Annotated in this window: 18 protein-coding genes; 5 read left to right on the top strand and 13 right to left on the bottom strand. The window is 61.1% G+C overall.

The window, feature by feature from the left end; all coding sequences use genetic code 11:
- The 3 genes from VNX23_RS09710 to grxD all read right to left on the bottom strand — a co-directional run.
- Positions 1–516: serine hydrolase domain-containing protein (locus tag VNX23_RS09710; RefSeq protein ID WP_414642968.1), on the bottom strand; the 516-nt coding region annotated here is incomplete at its 3' end.
- A gap of 207 nt (positions 517–723) precedes the next feature.
- Positions 724–1,296, bottom strand: a complete 573-nt coding sequence (locus VNX23_RS09705; protein ID WP_414642967.1) for an O-acetyl-ADP-ribose deacetylase — start codon at positions 1,294–1,296, stop codon at positions 724–726.
- A gap of 8 nt (positions 1,297–1,304) precedes the next feature.
- Positions 1,305–1,637, bottom strand: a complete 333-nt coding sequence (grxD, locus tag VNX23_RS09700; RefSeq protein ID WP_325629421.1) for a Grx4 family monothiol glutaredoxin — start codon at positions 1,635–1,637, stop codon at positions 1,305–1,307.
- Between the two features lie 311 nt (positions 1,638–1,948).
- On the opposite strand from grxD, the gene egtB reads away from it, so the two are divergent.
- A complete protein-coding gene (gene egtB / locus VNX23_RS09695; RefSeq protein WP_325629419.1) occupies positions 1,949–3,199 on the top strand; it encodes an ergothioneine biosynthesis protein EgtB in 1,251 nt (416 codons plus the stop codon).
- A gap of 47 nt (positions 3,200–3,246) precedes the next feature.
- On the top strand, positions 3,247–4,218 hold the full coding sequence (gene egtD, locus VNX23_RS09690) for an L-histidine N(alpha)-methyltransferase (protein ID WP_325629417.1): 972 nt from the start codon (positions 3,247–3,249) through the stop codon (positions 4,216–4,218).
- On the opposite strand, the gene VNX23_RS09685 is transcribed toward egtD, so the two are convergent.
- Both VNX23_RS09685 and VNX23_RS09680 read right to left on the bottom strand, forming a co-directional pair.
- Positions 4,194–5,393, bottom strand: coding sequence for a low temperature requirement protein A (locus VNX23_RS09685; RefSeq protein WP_325629425.1), 1,200 nt, complete (start codon positions 5,391–5,393; stop codon positions 4,194–4,196). The genes egtD and VNX23_RS09685 overlap by 25 nt on opposite strands.
- Before the next feature lie 101 nt (positions 5,394–5,494).
- Entirely contained in the window at positions 5,495–5,728 is a 234-nt protein-coding gene (locus tag VNX23_RS09680; RefSeq protein WP_325629415.1) for a BolA family transcriptional regulator, read from the bottom strand.
- A gap of 331 nt (positions 5,729–6,059) precedes the next feature.
- On the opposite strand from VNX23_RS09680, the gene VNX23_RS09675 reads away from it, so the two are divergent.
- A complete protein-coding gene (locus tag VNX23_RS09675) occupies positions 6,060–6,419 on the top strand; it encodes a DUF427 domain-containing protein (RefSeq protein ID WP_325629413.1) in 360 nt (119 codons plus the stop codon).
- Between the two features lie 251 nt (positions 6,420–6,670).
- Positions 6,671–7,876: an acyltransferase gene (locus VNX23_RS09670; protein ID WP_325629411.1), complete on the top strand. Its 1,206-nt coding sequence runs from the start codon at positions 6,671–6,673 to the stop codon at positions 7,874–7,876.
- 10 nt (positions 7,877–7,886) lie between these two features.
- Here VNX23_RS09670 and purL read toward each other — a convergent pair whose 3' ends face one another.
- From purL to purC, 4 genes are all read right to left on the bottom strand, one after another.
- Complete coding sequence (gene purL, locus VNX23_RS09665; protein ID WP_325629409.1) at positions 7,887–10,091, bottom strand: phosphoribosylformylglycinamidine synthase subunit PurL; 2,205 nt, start codon at positions 10,089–10,091, stop codon at positions 7,887–7,889.
- Positions 10,092–10,438: 347 nt separating this feature from the next.
- Entirely contained in the window at positions 10,439–11,158 is a 720-nt protein-coding gene (purQ, locus tag VNX23_RS09660; RefSeq protein ID WP_325629407.1) for a phosphoribosylformylglycinamidine synthase subunit PurQ, read from the bottom strand.
- A gap of 169 nt (positions 11,159–11,327) precedes the next feature.
- A complete protein-coding gene (purS, locus tag VNX23_RS09655; RefSeq protein ID WP_325629405.1) occupies positions 11,328–11,570 on the bottom strand; it encodes a phosphoribosylformylglycinamidine synthase subunit PurS in 243 nt (80 codons plus the stop codon).
- Complete coding sequence (gene purC / locus VNX23_RS09650) at positions 11,571–12,338, bottom strand: phosphoribosylaminoimidazolesuccinocarboxamide synthase (RefSeq protein WP_325629403.1); 768 nt, start codon at positions 12,336–12,338, stop codon at positions 11,571–11,573.
- Between the two features lie 311 nt (positions 12,339–12,649).
- Between purC and VNX23_RS09645 the strand changes: the two genes are divergently transcribed.
- The gene (locus tag VNX23_RS09645; protein WP_325629401.1) at positions 12,650–12,973 is read left to right on the top strand and encodes a DUF1476 domain-containing protein; all 324 of its coding nucleotides are present in this window, start codon (positions 12,650–12,652) and stop codon (positions 12,971–12,973) included.
- A gap of 93 nt (positions 12,974–13,066) precedes the next feature.
- On the opposite strand, the gene cynS is transcribed toward VNX23_RS09645, so the two are convergent.
- The 4 genes from cynS to VNX23_RS09625 all read right to left on the bottom strand — a co-directional run bounded on the left by cynS (position 13,067) and on the right by VNX23_RS09625 (position 16,939).
- Positions 13,067–13,549: a cyanase gene (gene cynS, locus VNX23_RS09640; protein ID WP_325629399.1), complete on the bottom strand. Its 483-nt coding sequence runs from the start codon at positions 13,547–13,549 to the stop codon at positions 13,067–13,069.
- 61 nt (positions 13,550–13,610) lie between these two features.
- On the bottom strand, positions 13,611–14,537 hold the full coding sequence (locus tag VNX23_RS09635) for an ABC transporter ATP-binding protein (protein WP_325629397.1): 927 nt from the start codon (positions 14,535–14,537) through the stop codon (positions 13,611–13,613).
- Positions 14,538–14,541: 4 nt separating this feature from the next.
- On the bottom strand, positions 14,542–15,381 hold the full coding sequence (gene ntrB, locus VNX23_RS09630) for a nitrate ABC transporter permease (RefSeq protein ID WP_325629395.1): 840 nt from the start codon (positions 15,379–15,381) through the stop codon (positions 14,542–14,544).
- 172 nt (positions 15,382–15,553) lie between these two features.
- Positions 15,554–16,939: a CmpA/NrtA family ABC transporter substrate-binding protein gene (locus tag VNX23_RS09625; RefSeq protein ID WP_325629393.1), complete on the bottom strand. Its 1,386-nt coding sequence runs from the start codon at positions 16,937–16,939 to the stop codon at positions 15,554–15,556.
- Positions 16,940–16,971 lie beyond the last annotated feature (32 nt).

Here is a 16,971-nt window from a genome sequence, read left to right as displayed (position 1 = left end):
ACCCGAAGTGTGACGCAACAGGTCTTTGATGGTGATGGGACGAGCCAGCGGCTCGTACACCAGCACGGTGTTCCCGTTGCCGTCGTTCCTTTCGACGGCAACCTTCGCGTTGGCGAAGGCTGGAATGTACTTCGAAAGCGGGTCATCCAGCGACAATCTGCCGTCGTCGACCAGCATCATGGCAGCAGCCGACGTGACCGCCTTCGACAACGAATAAAATCGAAAGATGGTATCCGCGGTCATCGGACGCTGGCTGTCGATGTCCCTCACGCCAAAGACTTCGAACAGCACCGGCCGACCATGCTGCTGGATCAAAAGCACCGCGCCGGGAATATTGCGGGCCGCGACCTCGTGCCGCATGTAGCTGCGGATACGCGCGAGCGCTTCCGATGAAAAACCCGAGGTGTCGGGAAGTACCTGTTCGGCCCGGCCAGTACCGAGCGCAATCGCAATCAGGATAAACGCGAGCGCCGCGGCGAAATGAAAGCGCGCGACGCCGATCCGTAAGGTCTTCATGCTCTCATCCACCGCTTACCGGACCGGCGGAGTGTAGCGGGCACCCAGTGGTCTGATTCTAACATTCGCCACCTATTGCGGCGCACATCTTTGCGAATGTTAGACCCAAAAGACCACTAGCAAATATAAGATTCTAGTGGAGTTTAGGATTTGACATTCGCTTTCGAGCCCGCGGCCAGGTGGGTAGCGAATGTCAAATCCACTCCACTAGTCGTTACAAGCCTCGCCAAAGCCGGCCATCGCCTGCGCATGCAGAACGGCACTGTCGCGCGAGAAGCAGCAGAAGATCACGCGATCGATCGCGGGAGCTGCTTGGAGCGCCTCGGAGGTGGAAGCGACCGCAATCCGCGCGGCGCGGTCGGCGGGAAACCGATAGACACCGGTGGAGATGGCTGGAAAGGCCACCGACGCAAGACGGTGGAGCTGGCAGAGCTCGATCGCGCGCGCATAGCAGGAGGCAAGCTCCCTGTCTTCGCCGCGACGGCCATCATTCCAGACGGGTCCGACCGCGTGAATCACATGACGTGCCGGCAAACGATATGCCGAGGTGATTTTGGCGCCGCCGGTTTCGCAGCCGCCGAGCGAGCGGCACTCTTCGAGAAGCTGAGGCCCCGCGGCACGATGGATGGCTCCATCGACCCCACCGCCTCCGAGCAGCGAGGTGTTCGCGGCGTTGACGATGGTGTCAACGCGCAAGGTCGTAATGTCGGCAACGATGACTTCCAGCCGCGCCGGGCCGAGCGTCCGGCTTCCGAAGTTAATCGAGGCCGGCGGGTGCAAAGCCGGGCTCAGGCGGGGGTCGAGACCGTCAGGCCCTTGTCGACGAAGAGCTGCTGCAATTCACCAGCCTGGAACATTTCGCGGATGATGTCGCAGCCGCCGACGAATTCGCCCTTGACGTAAAGCTGCGGAATGGTGGGCCAGTTGGAATACGTCTTGATGCCGTTACGAAGCTCGGCGGACTCAAGAACATTGAGACCCTTATAGCCGACCCCGATGTGGTCGAGGATCTGCACGACCTGTCCCGAAAAGCCGCACTGCGGAAACTGCGGCGTGCCCTTCATGAACAGCACCACGTCGTTCGACTTCACTTCGTTGTTGATGAATTGCTCGATGCTCATCTCTTCTTCCTCTGGGCGCGCGCGTGTGCCGCACCCCCTTGCGGGCTGCTGTGGCCTCATGGCCATCAGCCGATCAAATCACTCACTGTCATATATGTACCCCAAACAATTGGGTATCCATATCAAATTGGCGTGGAGCTGGCATGCGCCGCATCCTGCCGAGAGTGCACGGGAAGGCGCTTTTGCCCCCACGCCGTAACAAGCCGTACCTGAGAGGCTTTTTTCCCAAAAGGGAGCCCCTATCTAGGACAGGCTTTGCTTTTGGAACCCTTCAATCGCCGCAACGTTATTCGGCCTAATCGGAGACCTCCGTGACGACACCCGCATCCGCCGCGCTCGCCACCACAGACCCGAGCTTATTCTCCGATTCCGGCAGCCTCGCCCAGGATCTGGCCGAGGCTTTTCTTGCGGTGCGAAATGAGACCGAACGCCGGGCCGCCCCGCTTTCCCCCGAAGATCAACTGATCCAGTCCATGCCGGACGCCAGTCCCACGAAATGGCACCGCGCCCATACGACCTGGTTTTTCGAGCAATTCCTGCTTGGCGAGCATTGGCCGGGATACAAGCCTTTCCATCCCGACTACGCTTATCTGTTCAACTCTTATTACGTCAGTGCCGGCCCCCGGCATGCCCGCCACCAGCGTGGCCATCTCACCCGGCCGAGTACTGAAGAGGTCACTGCCTACCGCCGCCATGTCGATGCGGCGACGGTGAAGCTTTTTCACGAGCTTTCGGCCGACAAGCTGGCCGACATTGCACCGCTGGTAGAGGTCGGCCTCAACCACGAGCAGCAACATCAGGAATTGATGTTGACCGACATACTACACGCCTTCGCGCAAAATCCGATCTCGCCCGCTTACGATCCGTCGTGGCGCTTTCCCCTCTCTAGGCGAAGCGACGACGAATGGGTGGATATCAACGAGGGCATTCACGCTATCGGACACGCTGGGGATACCTTCCATTTCGACAATGAGAAGCCGGCACACCGCGCGCTCGTGGGTCCGGTTCGGCTTGCGCGCAATCTCGTCACCAACGCCGAATGGCTCGCTTTCATGGCAGACGGCGCCTATTCGACGCCGACTCTCTGGCTGATGGACGGCTTTGCGACCGCGAGCGCCGAGTTCTGGCAGGCCCCTGGCTACTGGCGCCAGATCGACGGCGAATGGCAGGTGATGACGCTTGCCGGATTGAAGCCGGTCGACCCCGCCGCCCCCGTGTGCCACGTCAGCTATTACGAGGCGGATGCGTTTGCGCGCTGGAGCGGGAAGCATCTGCCGAGCGAAATGGAATGGGAAGTCGCAGGCCGGGCCGGCACACTCAACGACGCTTTCGGGATCGTCTGGCAGTGGACGCGCAGCGCTTATTCGCCCTACCCCGGCTATCGCGCGATCGAGGGCGCGCTCGGCGAATATAACGGCAAGTTCATGGTCAACCAGCTCGTGCTGCGCGGCTCATCGCTGGCGACGCCCTTCGGACACAGCCGCGTCACCTACCGCAACTTCTTCTATCCCCATCACCGCTGGCAATTCACGGGGCTGCGCCTCGCCGACTACGCCGACTAGGATTCTTGGATTCAATTGCGCCGGGAGAGCGCGTTCGGGAGAGTGTCATGAATGTGCGCGCCACCGCTTTGGCTGAAGTGCATCGTTTCGACGAGCAAGCGTCCGCATTTGCGCGCGACGTGATCGATGATCTGTCGCGGCATCCGAAACGGCTGTCGCCCAAATATTTCTATGATGCGGCCGGTTCCGAGTTGTTCGAACAGATCACGCTGTTGCCGGAATATTATCCGACCCGCACCGAACTTGCGATTCTGCGCGACTATGGGCGTGCGATCTCGGCAATCATTCCGAAAGGCGCGGCACTCGTCGAATTCGGCGCGGGCTCAACGACCAAGATGCGGCTGCTGCTCGGGGAATGCGGGCTCGGCGCCTATGTCCCCGTCGACATTTCCGGCGAATTCCTCAAGACGCAGGCGGAAGCCCTGCGCGCGGATTTCCCATCGCTTCAGGTTTACCCGGTCACGGCTGATTTCTCTGCTCCGTTCGAATTGCCTGAGCCCGTTCGGGCCATGCCGAAAGTCGGCTTTTTCCCGGGCTCGACGCTCGGCAATTTCGAGCCGCACGAGGCCTGCGCGTTCCTGCACAGCGCCCGCGAGATCCTCGGGCGCGGCGCGCGCATGGTGATCGGCGTCGATCTGGAGAAGGACGAGCGCGTTTTATACGACGCTTACAACGATTCCGCAGGCGTTACCGCGCGCTTCAACCTCAATGTGCTTCACCGCATCAACCGCGAATTGGGCGGTGATTTCGACGTCGGCGCGTTCATCCATCGGGCGATCTACAATCGCGACAAGCATCGCATCGAGATGCACCTGATCAGCAAGAAAGCGCTGACCGCGCGCGTCCTGGGGCGGAAGTTCTCGTTCCGCCCCGGCGAAAGCATTCACACCGAAAACAGCTATAAATACAGCCTGGAGCGTTTCACGGCGCTTGCCCGCGGCTCGGGCTGGAAACCGTTTGAATCATGGACGGACGCGGCCGGCATGTTCTCGGTTCACGCGATGGTCGCGTCAGATTGAGCTTGCTTCGGTGCCCTGGATTTTTTGGCCGCACCCGAGCGCAGTGAAAGCGATTCCCACGTCGCAACCACGATCATCAGCGCCGTGGTCAGGATCGAGAGCGTCAAGGGCGACCATTCGCGCCCGAACCAGCCGATCGCGCAAAGCGCGATGATTCCGACGCCGTGGGATAGCTGCAGAAAACCGCGAATGGTGAGCTTGAAGAGGATGGTCCCGAGCAGGAACAACAGCGGCCCGCCGACGGCACTCAAGACCGTCCTTGCGTCGGAATGCCCGAGCGGATGCTGCAGAACCACGTCATCGGCGACGGCAGAGAGGATGATACCGGCCACGATCGGCAGATGCAGGTAGGTGTAGGCAAGCCTCGCCAGACGCCCCGGCTCGCTTGAATTCGAGATCAGCTCGGAACCGGCCTCCGCGCCCTTGTGAAAATAGATCCACCACATCGCAAGCGAAGCGACGAACGAGGACAGGAAGGCTGCGACCACTTCCCTGGTCCAGGTCAGATCGGCGAATCTCGCGCCGGTCACGACGATGGATTCGCCGAGCGCGATGATGATGAAGCCAGCGCAGCGCTCGGCCATGTGACCGCCCTCGATATACCAGTCCGCCATCGAGGACGCGCCGTATTTCGGTATCCAGAACCGCACCGCGGGGGAGATGTATTCGATCGCCAAAGCCAGCATCCAAAGCACGAGCCGGGCGTGACCGTGCGCGACGCCGCCCGCAATCCAGAAGATCGCCGAGGTCGACAGCCAGACCAGGATGCGGATCGAATTCATCCGCGCCGCGGTCCGCTCGCGCGGCGTAGACAGCAGCCAGAACAGGGTGCGGCCGACCTGCATCGCGGCATAGGCGAGCGCAAACCACAAGCCCCGCGAATCGAACGCGGTCGGGATCGAGGTCGAGAGCACGAGCCCGCCAAGCATCAGCAGGAACAAGAGGACGCGAACAGGTGTCAGTTCGGGATTGAGCCAGTTGGTGATCCAGGACGTGTAGACCCACGCCCACCACACGCTCAAAAGCAGCAAGGTCGCCTGCACCGCCCCGAGCGGGGTGAAATTGGCGAGCAGCGTGTGCGAGACCTGCGTCACCGCAAAGACGAACACCAGATCGAACAACAACTCGGCGTAGGTCACGCGGCTGTGCTGATGCGGCACGATCGGGCGAAACAGCGGGCCGCGTTCGGTGTCCCGCGCCGTGGCCTCACCGCCCTGGTCTGTTGCCGATTTCCCGTGCTTGGCTTTCCGCTGGCGCGGATGATCAAGCTCTCCGGTCAATCCGGAACCCCGGTCTGCAGCGCCAATGCGTGAAGCAGGCCGCCCATCTGCCCTTTCAGCGATTGATAGACGATCTGGTGCTGCTGAACGCGAGATTTGCCGCGGAATGACTCGGAAATCACGGTGGCCGCGTAATGGTCACCATCGCCGGCCAGATCGCGGATCGTCACCTCGGCGTCAGGTATTGCTGCCTTGATCATCGATTCGATATCGCGGGCGTCCATCGGCATCGAAAAATTTCTCCCATTCGGCTTCAAGTACCCGCTTTCCGAAGTTCGTATTCCGTCTCGGCACCACTGTTTTTGCGAGCTTCGGCAAGGTTACGGGCCCAAGCAATCATGATTCCGCTTCCATTCTGAAGTCCCTGAAGAAGCTCGCCGCTTCCGGCGCAGGGATTCCAGATCAGCGGGACTGGTCGGGCCTGCCGGCCGCGACGCATAAACTTAGCGCGAACACCCTTCTGGGTCACGCTTTCTCGCACTATATTGGTGACCGGATTCAGCAAAGCCCAAACGATCGCACCTTTGGCGATTGAGACCGGCTGACCAGAAGGCAGGAACCATGAGACTTCCAGGCCCCGACCACCCGATCACCATTACCGAAAATCCCAAGCGCATCCGGGTTTCCCTGGACGGCGTGGTGATCGCCGAAACGACCCACGCGCTGAAGCTGAAGGAAGCAAGCTACCCGGCCGTGAACTACGTACCGCGCAAAGATGCCAACATGTCGTTGTTGGCGCGCACCGAGCGGGTGACGCACTGTCCCTACAAGGGGGATGCGAATTATTTCAGCGTCGTCGCGGGCGGCAAGACGGTCGAGAATGCGATCTGGACCTATGAGACGCCATTTCCGGCGATGACGGAGATCACCGGCCATCTCGCGTTCTACCCCGACAAGGTCAAGATCGAGGAAGTGACGTGAATTGAGAGCCGGCGTTACGGGCTTTACGGGGTGGTGCGGCTAAGCCGCAGTGACGAAAATGTTTCGGCCTGGTTCCAGGAGATGAACGGATTAGGATGACGGGCTCCGGCTTCGTCGTTGCCTTCTGCCCGCACGCATCCTTTCCGGATAGGCCCAACCGGTCCGCGAAATCCGGTCTGGATTGCGGTACCGGCCCTTGATGAATCCTCGCTCCACCGGCAACATCCGCGCATCAACATGCCGGATAGCGCATGACGTCCATTTTCAGCGCGGCGACGCCAACGGAAGTGAAGGCTGCGTCGATCGTTTCGACGCGCAATGCCGCGTATGACCGCGCCCGCACCTTCATCATCCTTTTCGTGCTGATCCACCACTCGGTCATTCCCTATACCTATTACGGCCAATTCGACCGTCAGTCCTTCCTGGGTTTCGACGGGGTGGTGCTCTTCGTCGACAGTTCTCTCATGGCGGCGATGTTCTTCCTGTCCGGCCTGTTCGTCTGGCCGAGCCTGCAGCGCAAGGGAATCGGGCATTTTCTCCGCGACCGCTGGTTACGCCTTGGCCTGCCGTTTGCGGTCTCGGCCGTGATCCTGATGCCGGTCGCCTATTACGCCACGTATCTGCACCTGCATGGTGGCCCCAGCTTTGGCACCTTTTGGTGGAAGACGGTCACCGTCGGCCCCTGGCCGAGCGGACCGGTCTGGTTCATCTGGGTCCTCCTGGCGTTCGATATGCTTGCAGCCGTTGTCTATCGCGCGTTGCCCCGACATGTTGAGGCCATTGGCCGCCGCTGGCTCACAAGCCTCAAGCGGCCGACGTTCTTATTCTGGACGCTCACGATCGCTTCGATCATCGTCTACGTCCCTGCGGACCTTTATTTCGGCGTGGCGCGCTGGTTCACCCTGGGACCCTTTGCGATTCAAGCCAACCGCATTCTGTTGTATCTGCTTTATTTTTTTGCCGGCGTCGGCATCGGCTCGGTGAGACGCGAGCTTGGGCTATTGACGGGGGATGGCGAACTGGCCCGACGCTGGCCGGTTTGGCTCATGGCCGCCGTCGTGACTTATAGCTGTATCGTTGCACTGGTCGTTGTGAAGCACGAGCTTATTGCCGATCCCAGCGACCCGCCGCTGTGGTGGAATTTTGTCTATGCGATTGCCTTCGCCTGCTTCAGCGCGGCACAAACCGTCAACCTGCTGGCGCTGTTCCTGCATTTTGACAGCGACTGGAGCATCCTGGATCCGCTGCGCGAAAGTTCCTACGGAATCTTTTTGATCCACTACGTCCCACTGCTCTGGCTGCAATACGGGCTGTTTCTGTTCGGCATCGAGCTTGCGCCGATCCCGCAACTGACGGCTATCATCAAGGCGGTCATCGTCTTTGTCGTCACGCTGGCGCTGAGCTGGACGGCCACCGCGGCCTTGCGCAGGATTCCCGGCGCGCGAAACGTTCTGTGAGGCGTCTGCGCTAGCCGTTCATGTAAGCCGGAAACCAGCTTTCGAAGCTGGCCTTGAGCGAGGCCACCGAAACCGCCTCCCTGCCGGCAATGGAAATCGCGTCTCCGCCCGTCGTTCCGATCCGCACGCAAGCCACCTCCACGGCCTCCATCTTGGCCAGCACGAGACCGGCCTGCTCGGCGGGCACGGTGACAATGTAACGCGCCTGGTCCTCGCCGAACCAATACGCATGCGGCACGATCGAGGACGGAGCGGCGAGCAGGCTTGCGCCGATTCCGCCTGCGATCGCCATCTCCGCCAATGCGATCAGGAGGCCACCGTCGGAAACATCATGCGCGGCTGTTGCGGTGCGGGCGTGGATCATGCCGCGCACGACATCGCCGTTGCGCCGTTCTGCGGCAAGATCGACCGGAGGTGGCGCGCCCTCCTCGCGGCCGCAGATGTCGCGCAGATAAACGGACTGGCCGAGCCAGCCGTGGGTTTCGCCGATCAGGAGGATCGCCTCGCCTTCGGCCTTTAACGCGAGCGTGGCGGATTTCGTGAAATCGTCGAGCAATCCGACGCCGCCGATCGAGGGCGTCGGCAGGATGCCGCGGCCATTGGTCTCGTTGTAGAGCGAAACGTTGCCGGACACGACGGGGAAGTCGAGCGCGCGGGCTGCTTCCGAAATTCCTTTCAGACAGCCGACGAACTGGCCCATGATCTCGGGACGCTCGGGATTGCCGAAATTGAGATTGTCGGTGATCGCGAGTGGCCGCCCGCCGACTGCCGTTATGTTTCGCCAGGCTTCCGCCACCGCCTGCTTGCCGCCTTGATACGGATCGGCCTCGCAATAGCGCGGGGTGACGTCGACGGTGAGCGCGAGCCCCTTCGGACCGTCCTGCACGCGCACCACGGCGGCATCGCCGCCAGGCCGCTGCACGGTATTGCCCAGGATCACGTGATCATATTGCTCCCACACCCAGCGTTTGGAGCAAAGCTCGGGAGTGGCGATCAGTTCTTGCAGCGCGGCCATGATGCCGACCGGCGGCTCGACGTCGCGCGCTTGCACCACTGCCAGCGGCTCTCGGGTGACATGCGGCCGGTCATAGACTGGCGCTTCGTCGCCCAGTTCCTTGATCGGAAGGTCAGCCATCACCGAGCCGCCGTGCTTGACGACAAAGCGCTTGCTAGGCGTGGTGTACCCCACGACGGCAAAGTCGAGGCCCCATTTGCGGAAGATCGCCTCCGCCTCTTGTTCCTTCTCGGGCTTGAGCACCATGAGCATGCGCTCCTGGCTCTCCGAGAGCATCATCTCGTAGGCGCTCATGCCACTTTCGCGCGTCGGCACCGCATCGAGGTCAAGATCGACACCAAGACCGCCCTTGGCGCCCATCTCGACCGCCGAACAGGTCAGACCCGCCGCACCCATGTCCTGGATGGCGATGACGCAACCCTTGGCCATGATTTCGAGACAGGCCTCCAGAAGCAGCTTTTCGGCGAAGGGATCGCCCACCTGCACGGTCGGCCGCTTCTCGGCCGAGTCGTCATCGAATTCGGCCGACGCCATCGAGGCGCCATGAATGCCGTCGCGGCCGGTCTTGGAGCCGAGATAGACGATCGGCATGTTCACCCCGGAGGCCGCCGCGTAAAAAATCTTGTCGGCGTCCGCCAGACCGACCGCCATCGCGTTGACAAGAATGTTGCCGTCGTAGCGGGTGTGGAAACGCACCTGTCCGCCCACTGTCGGCACCCCGAACGAATTGCCATAGCCGCCGATGCCGGCGACGACGCCTGAAACAAGGTGGCGTGTTTTGGGATGTTCCGGCGCGCCGAAGCTCAGCGCATTCAGGCAGGCAATCGGGCGCGCTCCCATCGTGAACACGTCGCGCAGGATTCCGCCCACGCCCGTGGTCGCGCCCTGATACGGCTCGATGTAGCTCGGATGGTTGTGGCTCTCCATCTTGAAGACCACTGCAAGGCCGTCGCCGATGTCGATGACGCCTGCGTTCTCGCCCGGTCCCTGGATCACCCAGGGAGCCTTGGTCGGGAGCCTGCGCAGATGAATGCGCGAGGACTTGTACGAGCAATGCTCGTTCCACATCGCCGAAAAGATGCCGAGTTCGGTGAACGTCGGCACACGGCCGATCAGATTGAGAATGCGCTCATACTCGTCGGGCTTCAGGCCGTGGGCAGCGACGAGTTCGGGGGTGATCTGGGGCTGGTCAGAGTGCATATGATGAGGCTCTCGCCCAGATCGCATCCTGGTTCCCTCCCCCCTTGTGGGGGAGGGCTAAGAAGGGGGGTAAGCCGAAAGCGCCGGCATTCGTGGTACCCCCCTCTCCACCTCTCCCCGACAATGGGGGAGAGAGCAGACCGCAACAGGCGGACCTAGACACGCCTTCCCAAAACCTGGTCAGACACTCTTTCGCGTCGTTCACGCCGCCTGCTCCAGTGGTCCAATTACAACATTCGCATCCCGTTGCGGCAAGTTGTTTGCGAATGTTGGAATTAAAGGACCACTGGCAAAACATAGGTTTGCTGGTGAAGCTTTGGATTTGACATTCGCTTGCGGTTTCGCGGCTAGGCATGGGCGAATGTCAAATCCGCTTCACTAGTATGCGCGACAAGGCCCGCGAACAGCCCGCGCCCGTCGGTGCAGCCCATGATGTCTTCGACATGGTTTTCCGGATGCGGCATCATGCCGAGCACATTGCCGCCCTCGCTGATGATGCCGGCGATGGAATGCGCCGCGCCATTGATATTGGCGCCCTCATCGATCGCACCCTCCGCCGAGCAGTAGCGATAGAGCACCCGCCCCTCGCCTTCTAGCCGCTTCAACGTGTCTTCATCGGCCTCGTAATTGCCCTCGCCATGAGCGACCGGCACCCGAATGACCTGGCCGGCATTGTAGCCGCGCGTGAACGGCGTGTCGGAGCGCTCAATGCGCAGATGCACGTCACGGCAGATGAATTTCAGTCGCGCATTGCGCATCAGCACGCCGGGCAGAAGTCCGGCCTCGCACAAGATCTGAAAGCCATTGCAGACGCCCAGCACCAGACCGCCCTTGGCCGCAAAGGCGCGAACCGCATCCATGACGGGCGCGCGCGCAGCGATCGCGCCGCAGCGCAGATAATCGCCATAGGAAAAACCACCGGGCACCACGACAAGATCGGTGCCTTTCGGCAGCGATGTCTCGGCATGCCAAACCATCGCGGGCTCGCGGTGGGATGCGAGCTTCAGCGCGCGGGCCATGTCGCGCTCGCGATTGATTCCGGGAAAGACGAGAACGGCGGATTTCATGCCTGGAAGAACCCTGCTCCCTTCCCTCTCCCCTTGCGGGAGAGGGTGGTCCGAAATGCCGTCTACGGCATGGAGGACCGGGTGAGGGGCTATCTGAAAGACGAATCGTACGACCCCTCACCCGGCTCGCTTCGCTCGCCACCCTCTCCCGCAAGGGGAGAGGGAAAAATCAACTCAAGAGTTCGACCCGGTAATTCTCGATCACGGTGTTGGCCAGAAGCTTGTCGGCCGCCTCTTTCAGCGCCGCCTCGGCCTTTGCCTTGTCGGCGCCTGCAAGCTCGATGTCGAAGACCTTGCCCTGGCGGACGCTTGCAACGCCATCGACGCCGAGCGATTTCAGCGCGCCTTCGATCGCCTTGCCTTGCGGATCGAGGATGCCCGATTTGAGCGTGACGGTGACGCGTGCTTTCATTTAGCTTTTCACCAGCACCGGGCCCGAGCCCGCAGGCCGCTCGTTTTCCATCAAGATCCCGAGCCGCTTTGCGACTTCGGTATAGGCCTCAAGCAATCCGCCGAGATCGCGGCGGAAGCGATCCTTGTCGAGCTTCTCGTTCGACTTGATGTCCCACAGCCGGCAGGAATCCGGCGAGATCTCGTCGGCGACGATAATTCGCATCATTTCGTTTTCGAACAGGCGGCCGCATTCCATCTTGAAATCGACCAGACGGATGCCGATGCCGAGAAACAGCCCGGTGAGGAAATCGTTGACGCGGATGGCAAGCGCCATGACATCGTCGATCTCCTGCGGCGTGGCCCAGCCGAACGCCGTGATGTGCTCTTCGGAAACCATGGGATCGTTGAGCTGGTCGTTCTTGTAGTAGAACTCGATGATCGAGCGCGGCAACTGGGTGCCTTCCTCAATGCCGAGGCGCTGCGACAGCGATCCCGCCGCCACGTTCCGCACCACAACTTCCAGCGGCACAATCTCAACTTCGCGAATCAGTTGCTCACGCATGTTGAGCCGGCGGATGAAGTGGGTCGGCACGCCGATGTCGTTGAGGTGTTGAAACAGGTATTCCGAGATGCGGTTGTTGAGGACCCCCTTGCCCTCGATCACCTGGTGTTTTTGCTTGTTGAACGCGGTCGCATCGTCCTTGAAGTGCTGGATCAGGGTTCCCGGCTCTGGCCCCTCGTAAAGAACCTTGGCTTTGCCTTCATAGATACGGCGTCGACGGCTCATAGGGATGTACCGTGTGTTGTTAAAATCCATGAATTTGGTGTGCTCCGGATGCCAGAAGGGACGACCCACGACGGAGCTGCCGTGAAGGCCAGGGACAGGAAACAGAACGAGAACCGAGCCTGGAATCGAACCTATCCGATTGGCCTATCCAGTACAATCGATCCGGCCCTGGGGAAGCGGGTTTTACCGTGTTTGACAGCAGTGTTTGAGGGCTCGCTAACTCACCGATTCGCCGTATTATTTAGGCATGCAGGCTGCCCGCCGCAATGCGACCCGGGGCAGCCGGGACCGGTACCGAGGGGAACTTTGCCATGACCACCTTCGACAAGCGCGAGGAAGCCTTTGAGAAGAAGTTCGTGGTCGACGAGGAGCTGAAGTTCAAGGCTCTGGCACGCCGCGACCGCCTCACCGGACTTTGGGTGGCGGCAAAGCTCGGAATGTCGGGCGAACAAGCCATCGCCTATTCGCGGGAAGTCGTCGCAGCCGAGTTCAACGAGGGCGGCGACGCCGCGGTGATCGCCAAGCTGATGGACGACCTTGCAACCAAAGGGATTGCCATCACCGAAGACGAAATCCGCGCCCAGATGGGCGAATTTTTGCTGCAGGCAATCGCACAGGTGAAGGCGGGCACATGAGCTTTGTTGTCATTGCGAGGAGCTTTCGCGACGAAGCAATCCAGTCTTTCACGGCGCTCTGGATTGCTTCGCTTCGCTCGCAATGACAAGACCTCAACCCTCCTTGAATCCATACTCCGGCACGTTGCCGCTCGCGCCGTAATATTTGTACGGCAGGAATTTGCCGGACATCGTGATCTTGACGCGGTCGCCCTTCGGATTGGGCAGCCGCTCGATCAACATGTCGAAGTCGATCGCGGACATGATGCCGTCGCCGAATTCTTCCTCGATCAAGGCTTTCCACGCCGGACCATTGACCATCACCAGTTCGTAGAACCGGTAGATCAGGGGATCGGTCGGCGGCATAGGCGTGCCGCGCATCGGAACCTCATTGAGCAATGCGGTTTCGGCCTTGGAAAGCCCGAACAGCTCGGCGGCGTTCGCAGCCTGCGGCTTGGTCAGCTTCATCTGGCCGAGGATCGCGCCCACGATCAGCACTTCGGAATAGCCGCCGATCCGTTCGCAAATGTGTTTCCAGGTCCAGCCCTTTTCGCGCTTGATGTCGAGCAGCTTCTCGGTGAGGTCGGATCGCTTCATGTGGGTCTCCCTTCTTCGTCCTGCCTGGCCTTGGGCCGGGCATCCAGTTTTTTTGATCAACTCAGCATGACACCGATGGCCGCGACAAGCCCGGCCACGACGCCTGCCTTAGTTCCTCATCGCCCGAGGCGATCGTAAGCTCTGGTTTTCCGACCCGCACCACAGGTACGTCGCGCGGATCGTGGCCGGGCCTCTCTGCCACAAAGCTCCTGCTGCGGCTGACCAGAAAATCGACGATGTGATTGCGAACGGCGTAGTAATGGGGATGGCGGTGCAGATCGAGCCGGATTCGATCCTTCGGCAACGGATTCTCCACGATCTCAGCGAGCACGGCGCCCGGGCCGTTGGTCATGAGGAAAATCCTGTCGGCAAGATAGATCGCCTCATCGACATCATGAGTGATCATGAAAACGGTCTGTCCGGTTTCCAGACAGATGCGGCGGACCTCATCCTGCAACGTACCCCGCGTCAGCGCATCGAGTGCCGAGAAAGGCTCGTCCATCAGCATGATCTTCGGCGCGATCGAGAGCGCGCGCGCAATGCCGACACGCTGTTTCATGCCGCCGGAGAGTTCCGAAGGACGCTTGTGCTCGGAGCCGGTCAGGCCTACGACATCGATAAAGCCTTGCGCATGCGCCCTCACCCTGGCCCGGTCCCAGTGCCGCCATTTAGAGGTCACGCCATAGGCAACGTTGCCGAGCACGGTGCGCCACGGCAACAGTGCGTGGCTCTGGAAGATCACGGCGCGGTCGAGGCTCGTTCCTTCGATCGCCTGATTGTCCACGATCACGGCGCCTTCGCTTGGTACATCAAGCCCGGCCAGGATGTTAAGTATCGTGGTCTTGCCGCAGCCGGAGTGGCCGATCACGCAGGCGAATTCACCGCGCTGCATCGACAGCCAGAGATTTTCGAACACCGCGATTTGCCCGCCGCCGGCGCCGGGATAGCGCTTTGCGATCGCCTCGACGGAAATGAATCTTTCGGTCATCGCGTCATTCCGGGAACGTGACCATGCGCGTAAAGCGCGCCAGGACCTGATCGAGCAGCATGCCAACCACGCCGATCAGTAAGATGGCGATAATGACATTGGTGATCGACAGGTTATTCCACTCGTTCCAGACGAAGTAACCGATGCCAGTGCCGCCGACGAGCATCTCGGCGGCGACGATCACGAGCCAGGCGATCCCGATCGAGATTCGCATGCCCGTGAGTATGGTCGGGGCTGCCGCCGGCAGGATCACGGTGAACGCGCGCCGGAGCGTACCGACTTCGAGCGTGCGCGCGACGTTAATCCATTCCTTGCGCACGGAGGCGACGCCGAAGGCTGTATTGAGCAGCATCGGCCAAACCGAGCAGATGAAGATCACGAAGATCGCCGACAGGGAGGAATCCTTGATCGTGTAGAGCGCGAGCGGCATCCAGGCGAGCGGCGAGATCGGTTTGAGCACTTGAATGAAGGGATCGAGCGCGCGACTGATCAAGGGCGACATCCCGATCAAAAAGCCGAGCGGGATGGCGACGATCACGGCCAGGAGATAACCGAGCCCGACCCGTGCGATCGAATAGCCGAGCTGAATGCCCAACCCCTTGTCGTTCGGCCCATTGTCGTAGAACGGCCGCTTGAGGTGCTCCCATAGCTTGGTGCCGACATCGAGCGGACCGGGCATCGCCGACTTGCCCTGGGTCGCGGTGACGCCCATCAGCTTGGCGTATTCCGGGCTCATGCCCGCGACCGCGCGGGAGCCTCGCGTTGCGATATGCCAGACGCCGATGAATGCGGCAAACAACACGATCGAGACGATCGCCGCTCGAAAGCGAAGCGAAGAGGTCATGCCACCCACCGCACGTCCTGTGTCCAGGGCGCAGCGCAGCAAGAAGCAGGGCGAAGTGGTGCGCTGCTAAACCGGGACCCAGCGAAGCCAAGATGGTCCCGGCTCTGCGACGCACCACTACGCACTTCGTGCTGCGTGCTGCATCGCGTCCGGGACAAGAAAGCGGAGATGCTCACGACGACTTCCTGATCTTGAAGCTGTTGAGATAATCGTCGGGTTTTGCCGGATCAAAGGCTTTGCCCATCACCGAGAAGGATTTGTAAGAACTCGACGGTGGCACCAGGCCCATCTCTGCCATGGCCTTGCGCGTGTCGGTCGCGAGATAAACCTGCTCGGCGATTGACTTGTAATCCACATCGCCCTTGATCTGACCCCAGCGCTTCATCTGCGTGAGCATCCAGACCGCGAACGACTGCCATGGGAACGGGTCGAAATCGACACGCTTGGGGTCGGTCTTGATGCCGCCGAGCCCGTCGGCATAGGTGCCGGTCAGCACCTGCTCCAGCACAGTGACGGGCGCGTTGATGTAATTTGCCGGCGCGATCGCTTCCGCGATCTGCTTGCGGTTCTCCGCTTTGGACGCGTAGGCGGTGGCATCGAGGATCGCGCGCGTCAGAGCGGTGAAGCTGTTGGGCGAGCCCGTGATGAACTCGCGGCTTGCGGCGAAGCTGCAGCAGGGGTGGCCGTCCCAGATCTCCTTGGAAAGAATGTGCATGAAGCCGACGCCGTCATAGATCGCGCGCTGGCAGACGTTGTCGGGCGCGAGAAAGCCGTCGATGTTGTCGGCACGGAGATTGGCGACCATTTCCGGTGGTGGCACCGAGCGGAGTTGGACGTCGGTGTCAGGGTCGAGGCCGTTTTCGGCGAGGTAATAGCGCAGCAGATAATTGTGCATGGAGTAGTCGAAGGGAATGGCGAATTTCATGCCCTTCCAATCCGCCGGATTCCGCCTGTCCTTGTGCTTGATCGAAAGCGTGATGCCCTGGCCGTTGATGTTCTCGATCGCCGGCACCGCAAACGGGATTGCCTGCGCGCCGAGCCCAAGTGAAATCGCGATCGGCATCGGCGCCAGCATGTGGGAGGCGTCGTATTCCTTGTTGATGGTCTTGTCGCGGATCACGGCCCAGCCGGCGGTCTTGACCACCTCGACGTTGAGGCCATGCTTGGCATAAAAGCCGAGCGGCGCCCCCATGATGATCGGCGTTGCGCAGGTGATCGGGATGAAGCCGACCTTCAGATCCTTTTTCTCAGGTGTGCCCCCTTCCGCGAACGCCTCGGTCGCCAGTTTGAGCGGAAAGAATTGGGAGATGGCAGAAAGCGCGGTCGCGGCTCCGAGTGTTTTCAGAAACGCCCTCCGTGCGACATCCTTCGGAAACATCGCGCGCATGACCGCGGACGCAACCACGCCCTCGTAGCGCTTTTCGCGACTTTCCACCGACTCGCAGCGAAGCCGCAAGGCGTCCTGCTCGTGCTCGGCCGCGGAGAGGTGTCGGCCGCAGATGCAGCCGGACCGCGAAAGTGCGCGGTCCGCATCGAAAGGATCGTCGAAAGTGGACATGCCTGCATTTCCTCACGCGATGCCGGGAATGA

Source organism: Bradyrhizobium sp., from assembly GCF_035570375.1.
Classification (GTDB): Bacteria; Pseudomonadota; Alphaproteobacteria; order Rhizobiales; family Xanthobacteraceae; genus Bradyrhizobium.
This window is presented reverse-complemented; position numbering and strand designations above follow the sequence as displayed.